This is a genomic window from Streptomyces sp. NPDC029151 (genome assembly GCF_055564315.1).
This window is the reverse complement of the sequence record NZ_JBVHWQ010000002.1, coordinates 453,219-474,688: the sequence shown is the minus strand read 5'-3', so window position 1 is coordinate 474,688 and position 21,470 is coordinate 453,219. Positions and strand designations below refer to the sequence as shown.

20 protein-coding genes are annotated in these 21,470 nt (G+C 71.9%); 12 read left to right on the top strand and 8 right to left on the bottom strand.

What is annotated here, in order from left to right; translation table 11 throughout:
* The first annotated feature begins 84 nt into the window (after positions 1–84).
* A complete protein-coding gene (locus ACZ4VF_RS09895; protein WP_467924511.1) occupies positions 85–1,065 on the top strand; it encodes a class I SAM-dependent methyltransferase in 981 nt (326 codons plus the stop codon).
* A 27-nt stretch (positions 1,066–1,092) separates the two neighbouring features.
* Here ACZ4VF_RS09895 and ACZ4VF_RS09890 read toward each other — a convergent pair whose 3' ends face one another.
* Entirely contained in the window at positions 1,093–2,295 is a 1,203-nt protein-coding gene (locus tag ACZ4VF_RS09890; protein ID WP_467924509.1) for a bifunctional adenosylcobinamide kinase/adenosylcobinamide-phosphate guanylyltransferase, read from the bottom strand.
* An 80-nt stretch (positions 2,296–2,375) separates the two neighbouring features.
* Between ACZ4VF_RS09890 and ACZ4VF_RS09885 the strand changes: the two genes are divergently transcribed.
* Positions 2,376–2,585, top strand: a complete 210-nt coding sequence (locus ACZ4VF_RS09885) for a hypothetical protein (protein ID WP_467924507.1) — start codon at positions 2,376–2,378, stop codon at positions 2,583–2,585.
* Positions 2,586–2,632: 47 nt separating this feature from the next.
* Here ACZ4VF_RS09885 and ACZ4VF_RS09880 read toward each other — a convergent pair whose 3' ends face one another.
* The 3 genes from ACZ4VF_RS09880 to ACZ4VF_RS09870 form a co-directional block, all read right to left on the bottom strand.
* Positions 2,633–3,712 carry a S1C family serine protease gene (locus ACZ4VF_RS09880; RefSeq protein ID WP_467924505.1) on the bottom strand — a complete coding sequence of 360 codons (1,080 nt, stop codon included), beginning with the start codon at positions 3,710–3,712 and terminating at the stop codon, positions 2,633–2,635.
* Between the two features lie 56 nt (positions 3,713–3,768).
* Positions 3,769–4,473, bottom strand: coding sequence for a class I SAM-dependent methyltransferase (locus tag ACZ4VF_RS09875; protein ID WP_467925591.1), 705 nt, complete (start codon positions 4,471–4,473; stop codon positions 3,769–3,771).
* Positions 4,474–4,553: 80 nt separating this feature from the next.
* Entirely contained in the window at positions 4,554–5,180 is a 627-nt protein-coding gene (locus tag ACZ4VF_RS09870) for a DUF3043 domain-containing protein (RefSeq protein WP_467924503.1), read from the bottom strand.
* 227 nt (positions 5,181–5,407) lie between these two features.
* On the opposite strand from ACZ4VF_RS09870, the gene ACZ4VF_RS09865 reads away from it, so the two are divergent.
* The 5 genes from ACZ4VF_RS09865 (at position 5,408) to ACZ4VF_RS09845 (ending at position 11,749) form a co-directional block, all read left to right on the top strand.
* Positions 5,408–6,187, top strand: a complete 780-nt coding sequence (locus ACZ4VF_RS09865; protein ID WP_467924501.1) for a PspA/IM30 family protein — start codon at positions 5,408–5,410, stop codon at positions 6,185–6,187.
* Between the two features lie 33 nt (positions 6,188–6,220).
* A complete protein-coding gene (pspAA, locus tag ACZ4VF_RS09860) occupies positions 6,221–6,499 on the top strand; it encodes a PspA-associated protein PspAA (RefSeq protein WP_467924499.1) in 279 nt (92 codons plus the stop codon).
* 70 nt (positions 6,500–6,569) lie between these two features.
* A complete protein-coding gene (locus tag ACZ4VF_RS09855; RefSeq protein ID WP_467924497.1) occupies positions 6,570–7,787 on the top strand; it encodes a sensor histidine kinase in 1,218 nt (405 codons plus the stop codon).
* Positions 7,784–8,464: a response regulator gene (locus ACZ4VF_RS09850; RefSeq protein ID WP_467924495.1), complete on the top strand. Its 681-nt coding sequence runs from the start codon at positions 7,784–7,786 to the stop codon at positions 8,462–8,464. The genes ACZ4VF_RS09855 and ACZ4VF_RS09850 overlap by 4 nt, the downstream gene beginning before the upstream one ends.
* 177 nt (positions 8,465–8,641) lie before the next feature.
* Complete coding sequence (locus ACZ4VF_RS09845) at positions 8,642–11,749, top strand: efflux RND transporter permease subunit (protein WP_467924493.1); 3,108 nt, start codon at positions 8,642–8,644, stop codon at positions 11,747–11,749.
* A gap of 113 nt (positions 11,750–11,862) precedes the next feature.
* Here the strand turns inward: ACZ4VF_RS09845 and nadA are convergent, their stop codons facing one another.
* Positions 11,863–13,047 carry a quinolinate synthase NadA gene (gene nadA / locus ACZ4VF_RS09840; RefSeq protein WP_467924491.1) on the bottom strand — a complete coding sequence of 395 codons (1,185 nt, stop codon included), beginning with the start codon at positions 13,045–13,047 and terminating at the stop codon, positions 11,863–11,865.
* Between the two features lie 265 nt (positions 13,048–13,312).
* Here nadA and ACZ4VF_RS09835 point away from each other — a divergent pair, with 265 nt between their 5' ends.
* Complete coding sequence (locus ACZ4VF_RS09835) at positions 13,313–13,669, top strand: iron-sulfur cluster assembly accessory protein (RefSeq protein ID WP_030340884.1); 357 nt, start codon at positions 13,313–13,315, stop codon at positions 13,667–13,669.
* A gap of 73 nt (positions 13,670–13,742) precedes the next feature.
* Here ACZ4VF_RS09835 and ACZ4VF_RS09830 read toward each other — a convergent pair whose 3' ends face one another.
* Together ACZ4VF_RS09830 and ACZ4VF_RS09825 are read right to left on the bottom strand one after the other, a co-directional pair.
* Positions 13,743–15,299, bottom strand: coding sequence for a hypothetical protein (locus ACZ4VF_RS09830; RefSeq protein WP_467924489.1), 1,557 nt, complete (start codon positions 15,297–15,299; stop codon positions 13,743–13,745).
* A gap of 98 nt (positions 15,300–15,397) precedes the next feature.
* Positions 15,398–15,607 carry a hypothetical protein gene (locus ACZ4VF_RS09825; protein ID WP_467924487.1) on the bottom strand — a complete coding sequence of 70 codons (210 nt, stop codon included), beginning with the start codon at positions 15,605–15,607 and terminating at the stop codon, positions 15,398–15,400.
* A gap of 129 nt (positions 15,608–15,736) precedes the next feature.
* Here ACZ4VF_RS09825 and ACZ4VF_RS09820 point away from each other — a divergent pair, with 129 nt between their 5' ends.
* Positions 15,737–16,711 (top strand): carbohydrate kinase family protein, encoded by a 975-nt coding sequence (locus ACZ4VF_RS09820; protein WP_467924485.1) that lies wholly within the window; start codon positions 15,737–15,739, stop codon positions 16,709–16,711.
* Between the two features lie 14 nt (positions 16,712–16,725).
* Here the strand turns inward: ACZ4VF_RS09820 and ACZ4VF_RS09815 are convergent, their stop codons facing one another.
* Positions 16,726–18,102 carry an aminotransferase class V-fold PLP-dependent enzyme gene (locus ACZ4VF_RS09815; RefSeq protein ID WP_467924483.1) on the bottom strand — a complete coding sequence of 459 codons (1,377 nt, stop codon included), beginning with the start codon at positions 18,100–18,102 and terminating at the stop codon, positions 16,726–16,728.
* Between the two features lie 281 nt (positions 18,103–18,383).
* Here ACZ4VF_RS09815 and ctaC point away from each other — a divergent pair, with 281 nt between their 5' ends.
* The 3 genes from ctaC to ACZ4VF_RS09800 are packed head-to-tail and all read left to right on the top strand — an operon-like array spanning position 18,384 to position 21,468.
* Positions 18,384–19,343, top strand: coding sequence for an aa3-type cytochrome oxidase subunit II (gene ctaC, locus ACZ4VF_RS09810; RefSeq protein WP_467924481.1), 960 nt, complete (start codon positions 18,384–18,386; stop codon positions 19,341–19,343).
* The gene (gene ctaD, locus ACZ4VF_RS09805; RefSeq protein WP_467924478.1) at positions 19,340–21,073 is read left to right on the top strand and encodes an aa3-type cytochrome oxidase subunit I; all 1,734 of its coding nucleotides are present in this window, start codon (positions 19,340–19,342) and stop codon (positions 21,071–21,073) included. Before ctaC ends, ctaD begins: the two co-directional genes overlap by 4 nt.
* Complete coding sequence (locus tag ACZ4VF_RS09800; RefSeq protein ID WP_189307738.1) at positions 21,070–21,468, top strand: cytochrome c oxidase subunit 4; 399 nt, start codon at positions 21,070–21,072, stop codon at positions 21,466–21,468. The genes ctaD and ACZ4VF_RS09800 overlap by 4 nt, the downstream gene beginning before the upstream one ends.
* Positions 21,469–21,470 lie beyond the last annotated feature (2 nt).

The following is a 21,470-nucleotide window of genomic DNA, read 5'->3' as shown; positions in this document are numbered from 1 at the left end:
CCACACCCCCACGACGTCATTGCACCTCGGTACCTGATCCCATACGTTCCGGTTTGCCGCGGAATGTCGCACAGGGAGCCGCCCATGCCGACCTCGCCCCTCACCCCGCAGTTCACCGCCGCCCACGACCCCTTCCAGGAGCCGCGCCGCGAGGACTGCCCCTGGTGCGGCTCACGCGACCTGCGCACCCGGGTGCGCGCGCCCGACCCGCTGCGGCACCGCCCGGGCACCTTCGCCCTCGACGTCTGCCGGGACTGCGGCCACGGCTTCCAGAACCCCCGGCTCACCGCGGAGGGACTGGCCTTCTTCCACCGGGACGTCTACGAGAGGCATCTGGAGGAGTTCACCGCCCGCCTCCGCTCCGACAAGGCGGTCCGGCGCCGGCACCGCGCCACCGCCTGGCGGCTGTCGGACCTGCGCGAACCGGAGAGCTGGCTGGACGTCGGCACCGGCCACGCCCGGTTCCCGGAGGCGGCGAAGGAGTTCTTCCCGTACACCAGCTTCGACGGGCTGGACCCGACGGCCCGGGTGGAGCAGGCGCTGCTGGAGGGGCGGGTGGAGGAGGCGCACCGCGGCTACCTCTCGACACCGGGGACGGCGGCCCGGCTGCGCGCCCGCTACGACGTCGTCACCATGTTCCGCCACCTGGAGCAGGCGCCCGATCCGCGCGCCGAGCTCCGCGCCGCGCTGACCGTGCTGCGGCCCGGCGGCCACCTGGTCGTCGAAGTCGCGGACCCTCGCTGCCTGTTCGCCACACTGCTCGGCAAACGGTGGCTGCCCCACGGCCAGCCGCGCCACCTGCACCTGGTGCCCCTGGCCAACCTCCGCGCGGAACTGGAGTCCCTGGGCTGCGCGATCCTCGTCACCGACCGCAGGACCCCCCACGTCCCGTGCGACCTCGCGGCGGCCGTCGCCCTCTGTCTGGCCCACGTCCACCCCGTGCTCCAACTGGCGGCGTCACCCGTCCTGGACGTGGCCGCGGCCCTGGACCACGCCCTGGCCCCCCTCTTCCGCCGCAGCCGCTTCTCGAACGCGTACCGGGTGGTGGCGCGCAAGGAACGCTAGGGCCTCGCCGCCGGCCCCGGCCGCGCGTCACCCCCGGAGCACCAGCGCCTGTCCCGCCACCACCAGCAGCACCTGCTCGCACTCCGCCCCGAACGCCGCGTTCAGCCGGCCGAGTTCGTCCCGGTACCGCCGGCCGGAGGGGGTCGCGGGGACGATGCCGGAGCCGACCTCGTTGGACACCGCGACCACGGTCCGGCGCGTGGCCCGGACCGCGGACGTCAGCTCCCGTACCCGCTCCCGCAGTGCCTTCTCGCCGCCGCCCGCCCACTCCGCGTCGTCCCACGCGCCGACGGAGTCCATCACGTCCGTCAGCCACAGCGACAGGCAGTCGATCAGCAGCGGCGGCCCGTCCTCGGCCAGCAACGGCACCAGGTCCGTCGTCTCCGCCGTACGCCACGACCCCGGCCGCCGCTCCCGGTGCGCGGCCACCCGTGCCGCCCACTCGCCGTCACCACCCCGGGCGCCGCCCGTCGCCGCGTACAGCACGTCCGGGAAGGTCTCCAGCCGCCGCTCCGCCTCCACCGACTTGCCCGAGCGCGCCCCGCCCAGCACCAGCGTCCGGCGCGGCACGTCCGGCACCTCCTCGTACGCCCCCACCACCAGCGTCGTACCGTCCGGCACCGCCCGCGCCCCGGCCGCCGCCAGCCGGCGCCGCAACTCCGCGCCGGGCGGCACGTCGTGGTCGAGGTGGACGGCGATGACGTCCGTCGTGGGGCCGACCGAGCCGACCGCGCGCAGCCGGGCGACCGCGTCCGGGCGGCCCACGACGTCCGCGAGGAGCATGTCGTACGACTCCGCCGTCGCCTCCGCCAGGCCGGCCGGCGCCCCGCCCGGCGGGAGGTACAGCAGCCGCTGCCCGTCCGGCCCGGTCACCGCGTACCCGGTGCCGCCCGCGTCCATCGCCACGGCCCGCACCCGATGCCCCGTCAGCAGCGCCAACTCCCGCCCGTCCGGCACCCGCCCGGGCTGCGGCAGCCCGGCCGGCACCTCCACCGCCGGGCCGTCGTGCGGATGCGACAGCAGCACCTGCCGCACCCCGCCCAGCGAATGCCCGGCGCGCGCCGCCGCGAAGGCCGCGCCCGGTGTCAGGTCGAGCAGCAGCGCGCCGTCGACCAGCACCGCGGTCGCGGCCCGCGCGTCCGGTCCGAGCGCGGTCGCACAGGCGGCACAGGAACAGTCGGGTCGAGGCAGCCCCGCCGGGGCACCGGTACCGAGCAGAGTGATGTCCACGGACCGATTTTCGCCTGTCCCCGCAGGTCTTGCGCTTCCGGCTAGGCTGCCGGGCAGGTGTCGGATCAAAGGAGGCCCACATGACGGCATGGACGTGGCGGTTCGAGAAGGCCGACGGGACGGAGGTCCAGCCGGCGGTGCAGCCCGAGGAGTTCACCACGCAGGGCGACGCCGAGTCCTGGATCGGCGAGCACTGGAAGGCGCTGCTGGAGGGCGGGGCCGACCAGGCGCGGCTGTTCGAGGAGACCGCCGAGATCTACGGGCCGATGAGCCTGCACGCCGACGCCTGACCCGCGTCCGGCGGGCGGCGACCGGGGGTGAGGAGGGCCCGCCCTCCTCACTGCTCGCCCAGCGTCACCTCGACCGTGTGCTCGCCGCCGTCGCGCTGGTACGTCACCTGGGTCCGCCCGCCCGGCCTGCCCCCCGCGAGTGCCTCGGCGAGCGAGGTGATGTCGACGACGGCCTGGTCACCCACCCCGGTGATGATGTCCCCGGGGCGCAGGCCCGCCTTGTCGGCCGCGCCGCCGGGGCGCACGCTGACCACCGCCACCCCGACCGGCTGGTACTGGTCGTTCAGGAAGGTCCGCCCGGTGATGTCGAGGGCCGCCCGCCCGGAGTCGACGACCTTGCCCTCCTTGATGATCTGGTCGGCGACCGTCCGCACCATCGAGGCCGGGATCGCGAACCCGATGCCGGGCGCCGTACTGCCCCCGAGGCTGGGGTCGGCCGCCGCGAGCGTCGGGATGCCGATCACCTGCCCGTCCAGGTTCACCAGGGCGCCGCCGCTGTTGCCGGGGTTGATCGCGGCCGACGTCTGCACCATGTTCGCGATGGTCGCGCCCGTTCCGCCGCCCGTGTCGCCCTCGCTGACGGTCCGTCCGGTCGCCGAGACGATGCCCTGGGTCACGCTGGACGACAGCCCCAGCGGCGAACCCATGGCCAGCACGATCTGCCCGACCTGGACCTTCTCCGAGTTCCCGATCACCGCCGGCTTCAGCCCGTTCTGCCCCTGGTCCAGCCGGATCACGGCGAGGTCCTGCTCGGGGTAGGAGAAGACCAGGCTCGCGGTCAGCGGCTGCTCGTTGTTGGCCGTGGTGACCCGGAAGGTCTTCTCCGAACCGACCACGTGCGCGTTGGTGACGATGTGTCCCTTGTCGTCGTACACCACCCCGGAGCCCAGCTCCCGGCTCCCCTGGATCTGCACGACCGACGGCAGGACCTCCCTGATGACCCGCTGGTACTGGTCCTGCAGGTCGGTCCCGGCCCTCGGCGCGGCCGCCCGGACGTCGGCCGAGGCGTCCTGCGCGGTGGGGGCGAGGGGAGAGGTGCAGCCGGCGGCGAGGAGCGCGCAGGCCACCGGCACGGTCCTGCGGACGGCTGCCCGGAGGGCTCGCGCACGGGTACGGAAAGCGTCCATGCCCCGAGTCTCACCGCGGGGTGATCACCCGGCCCCCGCTGTTGCCCCGAACGGGCTCAGCCGCGTCCCCCGCACAGATGCAGCAGCGCCGCCACCCCGCGGTACGGGTCCGTGCGCCCGGCCCGCTCCTCCACCGCGAGCAGCGTGTCGAGGTCCTGGGGGACCGCCGCGTCGTCCGCCGCCGTGTCCGTGAAGACGCGCACCCCGTACCAGGCGTGCAGCGGGGCGGCGATGCCGTCGAGCGTGGCCGTGAGGGAGGCCAGGCGGTCGGCGCGGACGGACACGCCCAGGCGGTTGCGGTAGGCGGTGGTGTCGAAGGCGGCCAGGGCGCCCGCCCAGTCACCGCCGAGGCCGGGGCGCATGGCCAGCGCGTCGCCGTTGCGCACCAGCAGGGAGAGCAGACCGCCGGGGGCCAGCATCCGGGCCAGGCCCGCCACCAGCGGATCGGGCTCCTCGACGTACATCAGGACGGCGTGGCACAGCACCACGTCGAAGCTGCCCGGCAGGAAGTGCACACCCGTGTCCCGCCCGTCGCCCTGCACCAGCCGGACCCGTTCCCGGATGCCCTCCGGCTCCCGGGCCACGGCCTCCCGGGCGGCGGCGATCATCGTCGGGTCGCGCTCCACCCCGGTCACCTGGTGGCCGAGCCGGGCCAGCCGCAGCGCCTGCGCGCCCCGGCCCATGCCCACGTCGAGCACCCGCAGCCGCCGCCCGACCGGGAACCGCCCGGCTATCTGCTCGTCGAGCTGCCGCGCGACCAGCTCCTGGCTGACGACGTCGCGCAGCCCGCCCAGCCGGTTCGGCCGGGCACCGGCCGCGTCCCCGGTGAAAGCCTCAGCGCTCAGGGCCGTTCTCCGCGCTTCACCTGCGGCTTCGGCAGCCGGAGCCGGCGCATCTGCAGGGACCGCATCAGCGCGTAGGCGACCGCGCCGCGCGTGTTCTCGTCCGGGAAGCGCTCCTTGAGCCGCTTCTTCAGCCGGAAACCGCTGACCGCCGCGTCCAGCACGATCAGTACGATCACGATCAGCCACAGCAGCAGCGCCAGGCGCTGGATCGAGGGCACCCGCACCACGCTCAGCACCAGGATGACCACGGCGAGCGGCAGGAAGAACTCCGCCACGTTGAACCGCGAGTCCACCCAGTTCCGGGCGAACTTGCGGACCGGGCCCTTGTCCCGGGCGGGCAGATAGCGCTCGTCACCGGACGCCAGCGCCTGGCGCTGCCGTTCCAGTGCCTGGCGCCGCTCCTCGCGCTGACGCTTCGCGGCCTCCTTGCGGTTGGTGGGCGTGTGGGCCACGCTGCGCCGCTGGGACTGGGCCTCACTGCGCTTGGGCGTGGGCCTGCCCTTCGGGGCCTGCGGGTCACGGGGCTGCTTGGAGAGGGTCACCTGAGCCTTGTCGGCGGGGGCCTTCTCGTCCTTGGCACGGCTACGGAACACAAAACCCAAGGGTAAGGGCTGCACGGGCATGGACCCCAGCCCGGTGGGGAACGATCCGGCAACGCCGGACGTCTGTACAGGGTGGATCACCTACTCCTCACGCCGGAGCGGAGCGGCCCGCAGTCGTCCTCGGGGATGAGCGCATCACCCCGGGAACAGTGCGGTAATGGAAGCAGGGCCCGTACTGTGGGTCCTGTCGCAGGATCTGTGAGCTGGAGTCCGTCAGAAGGGGGCGCGCGAAGCCCATGAGCGGTGTCATGAAGCGTATGGGGATGATCTTCCGCGCGAAGGCGAACAAGGCCCTTGACCGGGCCGAGGACCCGCGCGAAACCCTCGATTACTCCTACCAGAAGCAGCTGGAGCTGCTGCAGAAGGTGCGGCGCGGCGTGGCCGACGTGGCCACCAGCCGCAAGCGCCTGGAACTGCAGCTGAACCAGCTCCAGCAGCAGTCCGCCAAGCTGGAGGACCAGGGCCGCAAGGCGCTCGCGCTCGGCCGTGAGGACCTGGCCCGCGAGGCGCTGTCCCGCAAGGCCGCCCTCCAGCAGCAGGTGACGGACCTGGAGACCCAGCACGCGACCCTCCAGGGCGAGGAGGAGAAGCTCACCCTGGCGGCCCAGCGCCTCCAGGCCAAGGTGGACGCCTTCCGTACGAAGAAGGAGACCATCAAGGCCACCTACACCGCCGCCCAGGCCCAGACCCGCATCGGCGAGGCCTTCTCCGGCATCTCCGAGGAGATGGGCGACGTCGGCCTCGCCATCCAGCGCGCCGAGGACAAGACCGCCCAGATGCAGGCCCGGGCCGGTGCCATCGACGAGCTGCTCGCCTCCGGCGCCCTCGACGACCAGTCCGGCATGCACAAGGACGACATCCAGGCCGAGCTGGACCGGCTCTCCGGTGGTACGGATGTAGAGCTGGAACTGCAGCGCATGAAGGCCGAGCTGGCCGGGGGCTCCCCGCAGCAGGCCATCGAGGGCGGCGCCGGTCAGGGGCAGTCCCAGCAGCAGCCGCAGGACACCCCGCGCTTCGACAAGCAGTAGCCCGGCGCCGGGGCCCGAGCCGAGGAGGCCGACGTGATCGTACGGATCATGGGGGAGGGCCAGGTGAGGCTGGACGACAGCCACCTCGCCGAGCTCAACCAGCTGGACGACGAACTGCTGGCCGAGATGGAGAGCGGTGACGGCGAGGGTTTCCGCCGGACGCTCACCGCCCTCCTGGACGCCGTCCACCGCCTCGGCACGCCGCTGCCGGACGACTCCCTGGAGCCCTCGGAACTGATCCTGCCCTCGCCGGACGCGACGCTGGAGGAGGTCCGGGCACTCCTCGGCGACGAGGGACTCATCCCGGGCTGAGGGGCGCGCGGCGATACCGCACGCGCCCCTTCGGGGCCCGTTCCGCGGCCGGAACCGTACTGTTCCTCAGGTGAGCACTCTCGACAGCGCCCGATGCAGGCTCAAGGCTCACCCACTGGCGGCGGACGCGGTTCTCGCCCTGGGGGTCCTGGCCTGCATGGTCGCCGGTTCCTTCGCCGTGCCCCGGCGGGACCACGGCGTCACCTGGGACCTGCACGCCCCGGGCGTCCTCAGCCTCCTCCTCATGCTGGCCGGCGCCGCCGCGCTCGTGTTCCGCCGCCGCGCGCCCAGGACGGTCCTGGCCGTCACCGGCACGGTCTCCCTCGTGGAGTGCGTCACCGGTGATCCGCGCGCCCCGGTCGCGATGTCCGCCGTCGTCGCCCTCTACACCGTCGCCGCGACCACCGACCGCCCCACCACCTGGCGCCTCGGCCTGCTCACCATGACCGTGCTGACGGCCGCCGCGATGCTCGCCGGCCCGCTGCCCTGGTACGCCCAGGAGAACCTGGGCGTCCTCGCCTGGACCGGCATCGGCGCCACCGCCGGTGACGCGGTCCGCAGCCGGCGCGCCGTCGTCCAGGCCATCCGGGAGCGCGCGGAACGCGCCGAACGCACCCGCGAGGAGGAGGCCCGCCGCCGGGTCGCCGAGGAGCGGCTGCGGATCGCCCGCGACCTGCACGACGTCGTCGCCCACCACATCGCCCTGGTCAACGTGCAGGCCGGCGTCGCCGCCCATGTCATGGACAAGCGGCCCGACCAGGCCAAGGAGGCCCTCGCGCACGTCCGCGAGGCCAGCCGCAGCGCGCTGAACGAACTCCGCGCCACCGTCGGCCTGCTCCGCCAGTCCGGCGACCCGGAGGCCCCCACCGAACCCGCCCCGGGCCTGAGCCGGCTGGAGGAGCTGGCCGACACCTTCCGCAGCGCGGGCCTGCCGGTGGCCGTGGCCCGCGCCGACCAGGGCACCGAACTCCCCGCCGCCGTCGACCTGGCCGCCTACCGGATCGTGCAGGAGGCCCTGACCAACGTGCAGAAGCACGCCGGCCCCGACGCCGAGGCCGAGGTGAGCGTCGTACGGGTCGGACCGCACGTGGAGGTCACCGTCCTGGACGACGGCTCGGGGACGCCCGGCGCGCCCGCGGCCGGCGGCGGGCACGGGCTGCTCGGCATGCGCGAGCGGGTCACCGCCCTCGGCGGCACCCTGACCACCGGACCCCGCTACGGCGGCGGCTTCCGCGTGCATGCGATCCTGCCGGTCAAGACGACGTCGGCCCAGGGGGAGCCCGTATGACCATCCGTGTCCTGCTCGCGGATGACCAGGCACTGCTGCGCAGCGCGTTCCGGGTGCTGGTCGACTCCGAGCCCGACATGGAGGTGGTGGGGGAGGCCACCGACGGCGCGCAGGCGGTCCGGCTGGCCAAGGAGCACGTCCCGGACGTCGTCCTCATGGACATCCGGATGCCCGGCACGGACGGCCTGGCCGCGACCCGGCTGATCAGCGCCGACCCGTCCCTCGCCCAGGTCCGTGTGGTCATCCTGACCACGTTCGAGGTCGACGACTACGTCGTCCGGGCGCTGCGCGCCGGCGCCTCCGGTTTCCTCGGCAAGGGCAGCGAGCCGGTGGAGCTGCTGAACGCCATCCGGGTCGCGGCGGGCGGTGAGGCGCTGCTGTCCCCGGCCGCCACCAAGGGGCTGATCGCGCGGTTCCTCGCCCGGGGCGACGACGGCGACGGACCCGACCCGGCCCGTTCGGGGCGGCTCGGCACGCTCACCGTCCGGGAGCGGGAGGTCCTCGTCCAGGTCGCCGGCGGCCACTCCAACGACGAGATCGCCGAGCGCCTGGAGGTCAGCCCGCTGACGGTGAAGACGCACGTCAACCGGGCCATGGCCAAGCTGGGCGCGCGGGACCGGGCGCAGCTCGTCGTCCTCGCGTACGAGTCGGGACTGGTACGCCCGAGGATGGAGTGAGCTCCACCCGCGTGTACTGCGCGGGGAGTAGGGGCCGGTGAGGGAACGGGACCTGGGGCCTACGGAACGGCGTCCCGGGATGGATCAGGGTGGTGGGGCGGGCGCTCGTCCGTGTTCCCCTCGTACCCCTCGTCCCCCTCGCCGCTTCTGCCGCTCACAGAAGAGAGACCCTGATCCATGTCCTGGCTGTCCAGATTCAGCCTCGCGCAGCGGGCCCTCGTCGGGCTCGTGTCCCTCGTCGCGCTCGCCTTCGGGCTGATCGCGATACCCCAGATCAAACAGCAGCTGCTGCCCACTATCGAACTGCCCGTGGTGTCGGTGATCGCGCCGTACCAGGGCGCCTCGCCCGACGTGGTCGAGAAACAGGTCGTCGAGCCCGTCGAGGACAACCTCCAGGGCGTCGACGGCATCACCGGTGTCACCTCCACCGCGAGCGAGGGCAACGCCGTGATCATGGCGTCCTTCGACTACGGCAACGACACCAAGCGGATCGTCTCCGACGTCCAGCAGGCCGTGAACCGGGCCCGCAACCGGCTCCCGGACGGCGTCGACCCGCAGGTGGTCTCCGGCTCCACGGACGACATGCCGACCGTCGTCCTTGCCGTCACCTCCGGCAAGGACCAGCAGGCCCTCGCCGACCAGCTCGACACGACCGTCGTGCCGGCGCTGAAGGACATCGACGGCGTCGGCCGCGTGCAGGTCATGGGCGTCCGCGACCTCCAGGTCACCGTCACCCCGGACGACGCGAAGCTCGCCCGGGCGGGCCTCACCCCCGCCGCGCTCGGCCAGGCGCTCCAGGCGGGCGGCGCCACCGTCCCGGCCGGCTCCTTCGACGAGGACGGCGTAAGCCGCACCGTCCAGGTCGGCGGCGGCTTCACCTCCCTGCGGCAGATCAGGGACCTCAGGGTCACCGGCGAGGGCGTGAAGCACCCGGTGCGGCTCGGTGACGTGGCGGCCGTCGAGGAGCGGCCCGCCCCGGCCGACTCGATCACCCGCACCGACGGCAGGCCCAGCCTCGCCGTCAACGTGACGATGGACCACGACGGCAGCGCGGTCTCCATATCCGACGCGGTCAAGGACAAGCTGCCCGGCCTGCGCAAGGACCTCGGCACCGGCGCGAAGCTCACGGTGGTCAGCGATCAGGGCCCGGCCGTATCCAAGTCCATCAAGGGCCTGACCACGGAGGGCGCGCTCGGCCTGCTCTTCGCGGTCCTGGTGATCCTGGTGTTCCTGTCCTCCGTCCGCTCGACGCTGGTCACGGCGGTGTCCATCCCGCTGTCGGTGGTGCTGGCCCTGCTGGTGCTGTGGACGCGCGACCTGTCGCTGAACATGCTCACCCTGGGGGCGCTGACCATCGCCGTCGGCCGGGTCGTGGACGACTCGATCGTGGTCCTGGAGAACATCAAGCGGCACCTCGGCTACGGCGAGGAGCGCGGGGAGGCCATCCTCACCGCGGTGCGCGAGGTGGCCGGCGCGGTCACCTCCTCCACCCTCACCACGGTCGCCGTGTTCCTGCCGATCGGCCTGGTCGGCGGCATGGTGGGCGCCCTGTTCGGCTCGTTCAGCATCACGGTGACGGCGGCCCTGCTGGCCTCCCTGCTGGTGTCGCTGACGGTCGTGCCGGTCCTGTCGTACTGGTTCCTGCGCGCCCCGAAGGGCACCCCGGCGGACGCGGCGGAGGCCCGCCGCAGGGCCGAGGAGAAGGAGGCGGGCAGCCGCCTCCAGCGCGCCTACGTCCCCGTCCTGCGTTTCGCGACCCGCCGCCGCCTCACCAGCGTGGCTCTGGCGGTCGCCGTCCTGGCGGTCACCGTCGGCATGTCCGGTCTGCTGAAGACGAACTTCTTCGACCAGGGCGAGCAGGAGGTCCTCACCGTCAAGCAGAAGCTGAAGCCCGGCACCAGCCTCGCCGCGACCGACGCCCAGGCCAGGCGGGTCGAGAAGCTCCTCGCCGCCACGAAGGGCGTGAAGGACTACCAGGTCACCGTCGGCTCCTCCGGCTTCATGGCGGCCTTCGGCGGCGGCACCGACACCAACCAGGCGTCGTACCAGGTCATGCTGGAGGACTCCGCCTCCTCCACCGACGTGCAGAAGGACCTGGAGGAGGGCCTGAAGAAGCTCCAGGGCATCGGTACGACCACCGTGTCGGCCGGTGACGGCTTCGGCAACCAGGACCTGAGCGTCGTGGTGAAGGCGTCCGACCCGGAGGCGCTGCGCACGGCGGCGGAGCAGGTCCGGTCCACGGTCGCCGGCCTCGACCACGTCACGGACGTCGGCAGCAACCTCGCGCAGAGCGTGCCGCGGATCTCCGTCAGGGCGAACGCCGAGGCCGCGGCCGCCGGGTTCGACGACCAGAAGCTGGGCGCCGCGGTGGCCCAGGCCGTACGCGGTACGACGGCGGCCAAGGCGGTCCTCGACGACACCGAGCGGGACGTCGTCGTGCGGTCGGCGAAGCCCGCGACCACCCTGGCCCAGCTGAGGAAACTGCGCCTCGGCCCGGTGAGGCTGGCCGACATCGCCACGGTGAAGCTGGTGGACGGCCCGGTGTCCCTGACCCGTATCGACGGGCAGCGCGCGGCCACCGTCACGGCCCGGCCGACCGGTGACAACACGGGCGCGATCAGCAGCGAGCTCCAGTCGAGGATCAAGGCCCTGAAGCTCCCGGCGGGCGCCACGGCCGAGATCGGCGGTGTCTCCTCCGACCAGGACGACGCCTTCAAGAACCTGGGCCTGGCGATGCTGGCGGCCATCGCGATCGTCTTCATGCTGCTGGTGGCGACCTTCCGCTCGCTCGTCCAGCCGCTGATCCTGCTCGTCTCGATCCCGTTCGCGGCGACGGGCGCGATCGGCCTGCTGGCCGCCACCGGCACCCCGCTGGGCGTGCCCGCGATGATCGGCATGCTGATGCTGATCGGCATCGTGGTGACCAACGCGATCGTGCTGATCGACCTGATCAACCAGTACCGCGCCCAGGGCCACGGCGTGGTGGAGGCCGTGGTCGAGGGCGGCCGGCACCGGCTCCGCCCGATCCTGATGACGGCGCTGGCGACGATCTTCGCCCTGCTCCCGATGGCCCTGGGGGTCACCGGCGAGGGCGGCTTCATCGCCCAGCCCCTCGCGGTGGTCGTCATCGGCGGCCTGATCACCTCGACCCTGCTGACCCTGCTCCTCGTCCCGACGCTCTACGCGATGCTGGAGCTGCGCAAGGAGCGCAGGGCGAGGAAGCGGGCCGCGAAGAGGCAGCCGGCGGCCGAGACCTCCGAGGAACCGCAGCCGGCGCGGGTCTAGCCGCAGGACGGAAAAAGGGGGGCCGCACCACCAGGTGCAACCCCCCTTTTTTTCGCGTTTTCGCGTTTTTCGCGCGTCACGTCGCGTTTTTCGCGCGTCACGACCGCCGGAGGCTACGGCAGCGCCAGCATCCGCTCCAGCGCGAGCTTGGCGAACGCCTCCGTCTCCTTGTCGACCTCGATGCGGTTGACCAGGTTGCCCTCGGCGAGGGACTCCAGGGTCCAGACCAGGTGGGGCAGGTCGATGCGGTTCATGGTCGAGCAGAAGCAGACCGTCTTGTCGAGGAAGACGATCTCCTTGCCTTCCGGAGCGAAACGGTTCGCCAGCCGGCGGACCAGGTTCAGCTCCGTGCCGATGGCCCACTTGGAGCCGGCCGGGGCCGCTTCGAGGGCCTTGATGATGTACTCGGTCGAGCCGACGTAGTCCGCCGCGGCCACGACCTCGTGCTTGCACTCGGGGTGGACCAGGACGTTCACACCGGGGATGCGCGCGCGCACGTCCTCGACCGAGTCCAGGCTGAACCGGCCGTGCACCGAGCAGTGACCGCGCCACAGGATCATCTTCGCGGCGCGCAGCTCGTCCGCGGTCAGCCCGCCGTTCGGCTTGTGCGGGTTGTAGACCACGCAGTCGTCCAGGGACATGCCCATGTCCCGGACGGCGGTGTTGCGGCCGAGGTGCTGGTCCGGCAGGAAGAGGACCTTCTCGCCCTGCTCGAAGGCCCAGTCCAGCGCCCGCTTGGCGTTGGAGGAGGTGCAGATGGTGCCGCCGTGCTTGCCGGTGAACGCCTTGATGTCGGCCGAGGAGTTCATGTACGAGACGGGGACCACCTGCTCGGCGATCCCGGCCTCGGTCAGCACGTCCCAGCACTCGGCGACCTGCTCGGCCGTCGCCATGTCGGCCATGGAGCAGCCGGCGGCGAGGTCGGGCAGGACCACCTTCTGGTCGTCGGAGGTCAGGATGTCCGCCGACTCCGCCATGAAGTGCACACCGCAGAAGACGATGTACTCGGCCTCCGGGCGCGCCGCCGCGTCCCGGGCCAGCTTGAAGGAGTCGCCCGTGACGTCGGCGAACTGGATGACCTCGTCGCGCTGGTAGTGGTGGCCGAGCACGAAGACCTTGTCGCCGAGCTTCTCCTTGGCCGCGCGGGCGCGCTCGACCAGGTCGGGGTCGGACGGCGACGGCAGGTCACCGGGACACTCGACGCCCCGCTCGCTCTTCGGGTCGGCCTCGCGGCCGAGCAGCAGCAGGGCGAGCGGAGTCGGCTGCACGTCGAGCTCCGGGGTCTGGGCGGTGGTCACGACACGCACCCTTTCTACTTTTCGTCTAACTGACGCTATCTATCATAACCGCTTCACGTCACTTTGACGATGGCCATAGCGTCGATGTGACGTGAATCCCGCCGGGGGTCCCCCTCCGGGCGCCTGTCCGCCATGCCGGGCATGTGCGAGCATGAGGAAGCGAGAAAAAACGCGACAACGCGAATGCCCGGCCCGGAATGAATCCGCGGAATCGCCGGTTGCACTCGTCGGCAAGCAGTCTCCGTACAACCCGGGAGAGATGTAGATGTCCGTATCGGACGAGACCACCACCGTCACCGACGGCATCATCCTGACCGACGCCGCCGCGGCCAAGGTCAAGGCCCTGCTCGACCAGGAAGGCCGCGACGACCTCGCGCTGCGTGTCGCCGTCCAGCCCGGCGGCTGCTCCGGCCTGCGTTACCAGCTCTTCTTCGACGAGCGCTCGCTCGACGGCGACGTCGTGAAGGACTTCGGCGGGGTCAAGGTCGTCACGGACCGGATGAGCGCCCCGTACCTGGGCGGCGCCACCGTCGACTTCGTGGACACCATCGAGAAGCAGGGCTTCACGATCGACAACCCCAACGCGACGGGCTCCTGCGCCTGCGGCGACTCCTTCAGCTGAGCCGGGACGACTCCGGACGCGACCGAGGCGGCGGTCCCCTCACGGGGCCGCCGCCTCGGCGTTCGCGCGCCCGCTAGCGCGGCCGGGCCGACGCGTCCGGCCGCAGGGAGCCCGGCTTCGCCTTCGGGACCTCCCGGCCGTCCGTGCCGACCACCGTCCGCCCGTCCAGCGGCGCGTGCAGCGTCACCGTCTTCACGTACTCCTTCGCGATCAGCACGCACACCCGGCCCGGCCAGGGCTTCTCGGTGACCGTCACCGTCACCCGCCCGCCGCTCTCCCGGGCCGAGGTCCGGTAGTCGGCGCACACGCCGCCGTAGAAGCCCAGGTTCAGCGTCCGTCCGTCGGCCGTGTAGGCCTCGACCTTCACGCTCCGGCTCCCGGCGGGCGCGCCGGTGGACGGCGGCGCCGAGGGCGAGGAGGGCGTCGGGGCGGTGGCGGAGGGCGCGGAGGGGGCCGGAGCCGTCCGCGACGTCAGGTACTCCGGGGCCACCGCCGGATACGTCACCGTGAACGCGTCGTCCGCCGCCGCCCCCCGCACCCGGAACAGCCAGGACGGCACCAGCGTCTGCCGTCCGCCGACGGAGTGCGCGGCCAGCCCGAACACCGCCTTCTCGACCGTCACCGTGTTCGTGTCCCGGCCGGCCGGCGGCTTCCGCGGTGCCCCCGTGGAGGCGCCGCACGGCCGCTCCAGCCGGTCCTTCAGCGGCACGGGCGTGGCGCACCCGCCGATCCCCATCCGGTGGCCGTCCCTGTCCGTCCCGTTCAGCAGCTCCAGGGTCCTCCCGGCGCCCAGCACCGGGTACGTGTCGCCCTTCACCGGCGTGGCGAGCAGCCCGTGGCCGCCGACCAGCTCGCCGGTCCGGTCGACGGTCAGGCCTGTCGTCCAGCCGTAGGTGGGCAGCCCGCCCACCACCGGGTCCGCGTCCACCACCCGCCGGGCGCCCATCACCTGGCTCGCGTCGGTCCTCGCGTCGTCCAGGCCCGCCGCCTCCAGCACCGGGGCCGCCGCCTTCTCGGCGTCCGCCACGCTCACCGGGTCGCCGGCCGGAGCACCCGGGTCCTGCGCGCAGACGGTCACCTTCCGGCAGTTGTCCGTGCCGGGCGGGTACCGCTCGAAGCTCCAGCTGCCCGGCGCGTCCCGGTTCACCCGCAGGACCGGCCCGGTCCCGTCCTGACCGCCGGCCCGCCACGTCCGGCCCTCGGACACCGGCGCCCCGTCGATCCCGAGCGCCTTCGCCAGCCGCGCCACCTGCTCCCGGCCGACCTCCGCCCGCGGCTCGTACACCGGTGCGGAGCCGGGACCGTCGGGAAGCTCGCCCCGCGCGACGTACCGGGTGCCGTTCGGGTCCGGCTCGCCGGGCGCGATACCGCCGGTGCCGCTGCTCGTCCAGCCGTCCAGGGCGAGCGGCGGGGGAGTGCGGCCGTCCGAGCCGGGCGCGGCCGTGGTGCCGGTACGGCCGTCCGGGCCGCCGCTCGCGGCCAGGTAGGCGCCACCGCCGCCGGCCAGGAGGACGGCCGCGGTGGCGACGGTGACGATGACGGCGGTGGGGCGCCGGCCGCTCGTCCGCCCCGGGTTCGCCGTCGACTGCGGGTCCGCCCCTCCGGGGCGCTCAGGCCGCTCGGTGTCCACCGCATCGCTCCTCGCTGCTCGTGTCCCGCGTCCCCTGCGCGGGGGACGCCGATGGGACGCGGGAGGGGAGCGTACGGTTCCCGGGCGCGCGCTCCCGGTCAGTCGCCGTAGTCGGACATCGCGTCCAGCAGCCGGGCGGACCGCACGGGCACGCTCACCCCGTGGATGAGGGACGGCGGCACCGGCCGGGGCGCGGCGTGCTCCGGGACCGTCCAGTGCGGGGCCATCCGGGCGCAGTCCCCGCGCAGCGCGGCGAGATCGCCGTCGAGGTCGGCCGGGGCGTGGGAGGTGACCTTGAGGTTCGTCATGACCGCACCGTAGGCACGGTCCAGGGGGCGAAGAAAGAGCTACTATCGGGTAGTTTTGCCTGCTTCAGTGGCGGCGCCCGACCGGGTAGCGTGAACTGTCAATCCAGCCTCCCGCAGGAGAACCCCGTCGTGCGCATCGCAGTCACCGGCTCCATCGCCACCGACCACCTCATGACCTTCCCCGGCCGCTTCGCCGACCAGTTCGTCGCGGACCAGCTGCACACGGTTTCGCTCTCCTTCCTGGTCGACAACCTCGACGTGCGCCGCGGCGGCGTCGGAGCCAACATCGCCTTCGGCATGGGCCAGCTCGGCACCGCGCCGGTCCTGGTCGGTGCCGCCGGCTTCGACTTCGACGAGTACCGGGCCTGGCTCGACCGGCACGGCGTGGACACCGCCTCGGTCCGCATCTCCGAGACCCTGCACACCGCCCGTTTCGTGTGCACCACCGACTCCGACCACAACCAGATCGGCTCCTTCTACACGGGCGCGATGAGCGAGGCCCGGCTGATCGAGCTGAAGACCGTGGCGGACCGCGTGGGCGGCCTCGACCTCGTCCTCATCGGCGCCGACGACCCCGAGGCGATGCTCCGCCACACCGAGGAGTGCCGCTCCCGGAACATCCCGTTCGCCGCCGACTTCTCCCAGCAGATCGCCCGGATGGAGGGCGAGGAGATCCGGATACTGCTGGACGGCTCGACGTACCTGTTCTCCAACGAGTACGAGAAGGGGCTCATCGAGTCCAAGACCGGCTGGACCGACGCCGAGATCCTCTCCAAGGTCGGCCACCGGGTCACCACGCTCGGCTCGCGCGGCGTGCGCATCGAGCGGGCCGGCGAGGACCCGATCGAGGTCGGCTGCCCGGAGGAGGAGCGCAAGGCCGACCCCACGGGCGTCGGCGACGCCTTCCGCGCGGGCTTCCTGTCCGGGCTGGCCTGGGGTGTCTCCCTGGAGCGCGCCGCCCAGGTCGGGTGCATGCTCGCCACGCTGGTCATCGAGACGGTCGGCACGCAGGAGTACCAGCTGCGGCGCGGGCACTTCATGGAGCGGTTCGTGAAGGCGTACGGCGAGGACGCGGGCCGGGAGGTGCGGGCCCACCTGAACTGAGGCCCGCCCGGTTCTCAGGCCACCCTGCGCACCAGGTACGCCGTCCCCTTCTCCGCCGGCTCCTCTCCGACGTACTCCTGCCCCCGCATCTCGCACCACGCCGGGATGTCCAGCCGGGCCGCCTCGTCGTCGGAGAGGACCCGGACGGTCCCGCCCACCGGGACGTCCCCGAACACCTTCGCCAGCTCGATGACCGGGATCGGGCAGCGCTTGCCCAGGGAGTCGACGACCAGTTCCCGCGCCCGGACGGCCGTCGCCGGGGCCGGCGCCCCGAGCTTCTCCCGGACGCCCGCCACCGCCTCCGGCAGCGCCTGGAGGAACCGCTCCACGTCCGCCCCGGCCGTGCCGGGCGGCAGGGACACCCGCACGTTGCCCTCGCTGAGCACTCCCATGGCCTTCAGCACGTGGCTGGGCGTCAGCGTGCTGCTCGTGCAGGAGGACCCGGAGGAGACGGAGAAGCCGGCCCGGTCCAGCTCGTGCAGCAGGGCCTCGCCGTCGACGTAGAGGCAGGAGAAGGTGACGATCCCGGGCAGCCGGCGCTCGGCGTCGCCGACCACCTCCACGTCCGGCACCAGCTCCGGCACCCGCGCCCGGATCCGGGCCGTCAGCTCCCGCAGCCGTACCGCCTCCCGCGCCGCCTCGGCCCGCACCGCGCGCAGCGAGGCCACGGCCGCCACGATGGCCGGGAGGTTCTCGAACCCGGGCGCCCGGCCGGACTCCCGCTCGTCCACCGGCCCTTGGGCGGCGAACCGCACCCCCTTGCGGACGACGAGCAGCCCGACCCCCGACGGCCCGCCCCACTTGTGCGCGCTGGCCGCGAGCAGCGACCAGTCGCCCTCGACCGGCCCCCAGCCCAGCGACTGCGCCGCGTCCACCAGCAGCGGCACCCCGGCCGCCCGGCACACCTCGGCCACCTCGGCCACCGGCTGCACGGTCCCCACCTCGTGATTGGCCGACTGCAGGCACGCCAGGGCGGTGTCCGCCCGGAGCGCGGCCGCGTACCCCGCCGGGTCGACGGCTCCCGTCCGGCCGACGGCCACCCGGGTGACGTCCGCGCCCTCCGCCTCGCACACCTCCGCCGAATGGAGTACGCAGGAGTGTTCGACGGACGACACGATCAGGTGGCGTCCCACCCGCCGCCGCCCGGCCACCGCTCCCGCGATGCCGCTGTGCACGGCCCGGGTGCCGGACGACGTGAACACCACCTCGTCGGCCCGGCAGCCGACGGCCTCCGCGGCCGCCTCCCGCGAGGCGTCCAGCAGCATCCGCGCCTTGCGCCCCTCCCGGTGGAGCCGGGCGGGGTCGGCCCATCCGTCATCCAAAGAGGCCAACAGCGCCTGACGGGCGACGGGATGGAGAGGGACGGCTGAGGCAGCGTCGAAGTAGGCCATACGGCAACGCTAGACCGCCGGTCAGGCCAGTGCTCCAAAGGGGCGCGGGGCGGTGGCGCCAGCGGCTCCGCCGTGGGGTGCGACCAGCCACAACACCCCCGCAGCCGCCAATCAAGCGAACCACCCGAGCCAGTAGGCACCCCTCCCCGCGAACCCTCGGAGAGGGTGGGCTAGGGTTTGGTCCGCATAAACATCCAAACCCCTGCCCGACGCAGGGCGGCGACCGACCAGCGAGAAGGCCGCAGCCGACCGCGCGGGCGAGACTCTCGGGAAGGCGCTACGTGAGTCCCAACGGCTCCGACCGCTCGCCGCGGCGCCCGATGCGGCGGAAGCTGCTGCAGGCACTGACCGCGGGCCTGGTCCTGGCGACCGCAACCGGTTGCACATACAAGGACTTCCCCCGCCTTGGCATGCCCACCCCGACCACGGAAGAGGCTCCGCGGATCCTCTCCCTGTGGCAGGGCTCCTGGGCTGCCGCGCTCGCCGTCGGCGTGCTGGTGTGGGGCCTGATCCTGTGGAGTGCTTTCTTCCACCGGCGCAGCCGCACCAAGGTCGAGGTTCCTCCGCAGACCCGGTACAACATGCCGATCGAGGCCCTGTACACAGTGGTCCCGATCATCATCATCTCGGTGCTCTTCTACTTCACGGCCCGGGACGAGTCGAAGCTCCTGGACACCTCGAAGAAGCCCGACGTCACGGTCAACGTGGTCGGCTTCCAGTGGAGCTGGGGCTTCAACTACGTCGAGAACGTCCCCGGTTCCTCCGGCGACGCCAGGACCGACAAGAACCTGGACGCCATTCCGGACCAGCTGCGGAACCAGTTCCCGGCCCACGCCGGCGGTGTCTACGACGTCGGCACGCCCGGCACGCGGAACCCGCAGACGAACAACCCCGGCCCGACGCTCTGGCTGCCCAAGGGCAAGACGGTCCGTTTCGTCCTGACCTCGCGTGACGTCATCCACTCCTTCTGGGTGGTGCCGTTCCTGATGAAGCAGGACGTCATCCCCGGTCACACCAACGCCTTCCAGGTGACCCCCAACAAGGAGGGCACCTTCCTCGGCAAGTGCGCCGAGCTCTGCGGCGTCGACCACTCCCGGATGCTGTTCAACGTGAAGGTCGTCTCTCCGGAGCGCTACGCGCAGCACCTCAAGGAGCTCGCGAAGAAGGGGCAGACCGGTTACATTCCGGCCGGCATCGCGCAGACGAGCCACGAGAAGAACCAGAGGACGAACAACCTGTGAGCATCCTCAACGAACCCCAGGGTGCCGCGGCAGCTGAAGGCACATACGCTGACGAGCTGCCGGTCAGGCGCAAGCAGCCCGGCAATGTCGTGGTGAAGTGGCTGACGACCACCGACCACAAGACGATCGGCACGATGTATCTGGCGACGTCGTTCGCGTTCTTCCTGATCGGTGGCGTGATGGCGCTGCTGATGCGCGCCGAGCTGGCCCGGCCGGGCCTGCAGTTCATGTCGAACGAGCAGTTCAACCAGGCGTTCACGATGCACGGCACCGTGATGCTCCTGATGTTCGCGACCCCGCTGTTCGCCGGTTTCGCGAACTGGATCATGCCGCTGCAGATCGGTGCGCCCGATGTGGCGTTCCCGCGGCTGAACATGTTCGCCTACTGGCTGTACCTCTTCGGCTCGCTCATCGCGGTGGGCGGCTTCCTCACCCCGGAGGGTGCGGCCGACTTCGGCTGGTTCGCCTACTCCCCGCTGTCGGACGCGGTCCGCTCGCCGGGCATCGGCGCCGACATGTGGATCATGGGTCTGGCCTTCTCCGGCTTCGGCACCATCCTCGGCTCGGTCAACTTCATCACCACGATCATCTGCATGCGCGCCCCGGGCATGACGATGTTCCGCATGCCGATCTTCGTGTGGAACGTGCTGCTGACCGGTGTGTTGGTCCTGCTGGCCTTCCCGGTGCTGGCCGCCGCGCTGTTCGCCCTGGAGGCGGACCGCAAGTTCGGCGCCCACGTCTTCGACCCGGCCAACGGCGGCGCACTGCTGTGGCAACACCTCTTCTGGTTCTTCGGCCATCCAGAGGTGTACATCATCGCCCTGCCGTTCTTCGGCATCATCAGCGAAGTCATCCCGGTGTTCTCCCGTAAGCCGATGTTCGGCTACATGGGTCTGATCGCCGCGACCGTCGCGATCGCCGGTCTGTCCGTGACCGTGTGGGCCCACCACATGTACGTCACCGGCGGTGTGCTCCTGCCGTTCTTCTCCTTCATGACCTTCCTGATCGCGGTCCCGACCGGTGTGAAGTTCTTCAACTGGATCGGCACCATGTGGAAGGGCTCGCTGTCCTTCGAGACACCGATGCTCTGGGCGACCGGCTTCCTGATCACCTTCACGTTCGGTGGTCTGACCGGTGTCATCCTGGCCTCGCCGCCCATGGACTTCCACGTCTCCGACTCGTACTTCGTGGTGGCCCACTTCCACTACGTGGTCTTCGGTACGGTCGTCTTCGCGATGTTCTCCGGCTTCCACTTCTGGTGGCCGAAGTGGACCGGCAAGATGCTGGACGAGCGCCTCGGCAAGATCACCTTCTGGACGCTGTTCATCGGCTTCCACGGCACCTTCCTGGTCCAGCACTGGCTGGGCGCCGAGGGCATGCCGCGCCGGTACGCCGACTACCTGGCGGCCGACGGCTTCACCGCGCTGAACACGGTCTCGACCATCAGCTCCTTCCTGCTCGGCCTGTCGATCCTGCCGTTCCTCTACAACGTCTGGAAGACCGCCAAGTACGGCAAGAAGGTCGAGGTCGACGACCCGTGGGGTTACGGCCGCTCGCTGGAGTGGGCGACCTCCTGCCCGCCGCCGCGGCACAACTTCCTCACTCTGCCGCGGATCCGCAGTGAATCCCCGGCGTTCGACCTGCACCACCCTGAGATCGCCGCGCTCGAACAGCTCGAGCACGCCGGTCACGGCACCGCCGTCGCGGGCAGCAAGGAGGCCGGCAAGTGAAGATCCAGGGTCGGATGTTCATCTGGCTGAGCGTCTTCATCCTGATCATGGCCATCGTGTATGGCGTGTGGTCGAAGGAGCCGGCCGGAACCACCGCGCTCTTCCTGGCCTTCGGCCTGAGCGTCATGATCGGCTTCTACCTGGGCTTCACCGCCCGGCGGGTCGACGCGGGCGCCCAGGACGACAAGGAGGCCGACGTCGCGGACGACGCGGGCGAGCTGGGCTTCTTCAGCCCGCACAGCTGGCAGCCGCTCATGCTGGGCTTCGGCGGTGCGATCGCCTTCCTCAGCATCGCGGTCGGCTGGTGGCTGATCTACTTCGCCGCCCCGTTCATCGTGGTCGGCCTGTTCGGCTGGGTGTTCGAGTACTACCACGGTGAGAACCGCACCCAGTAGGA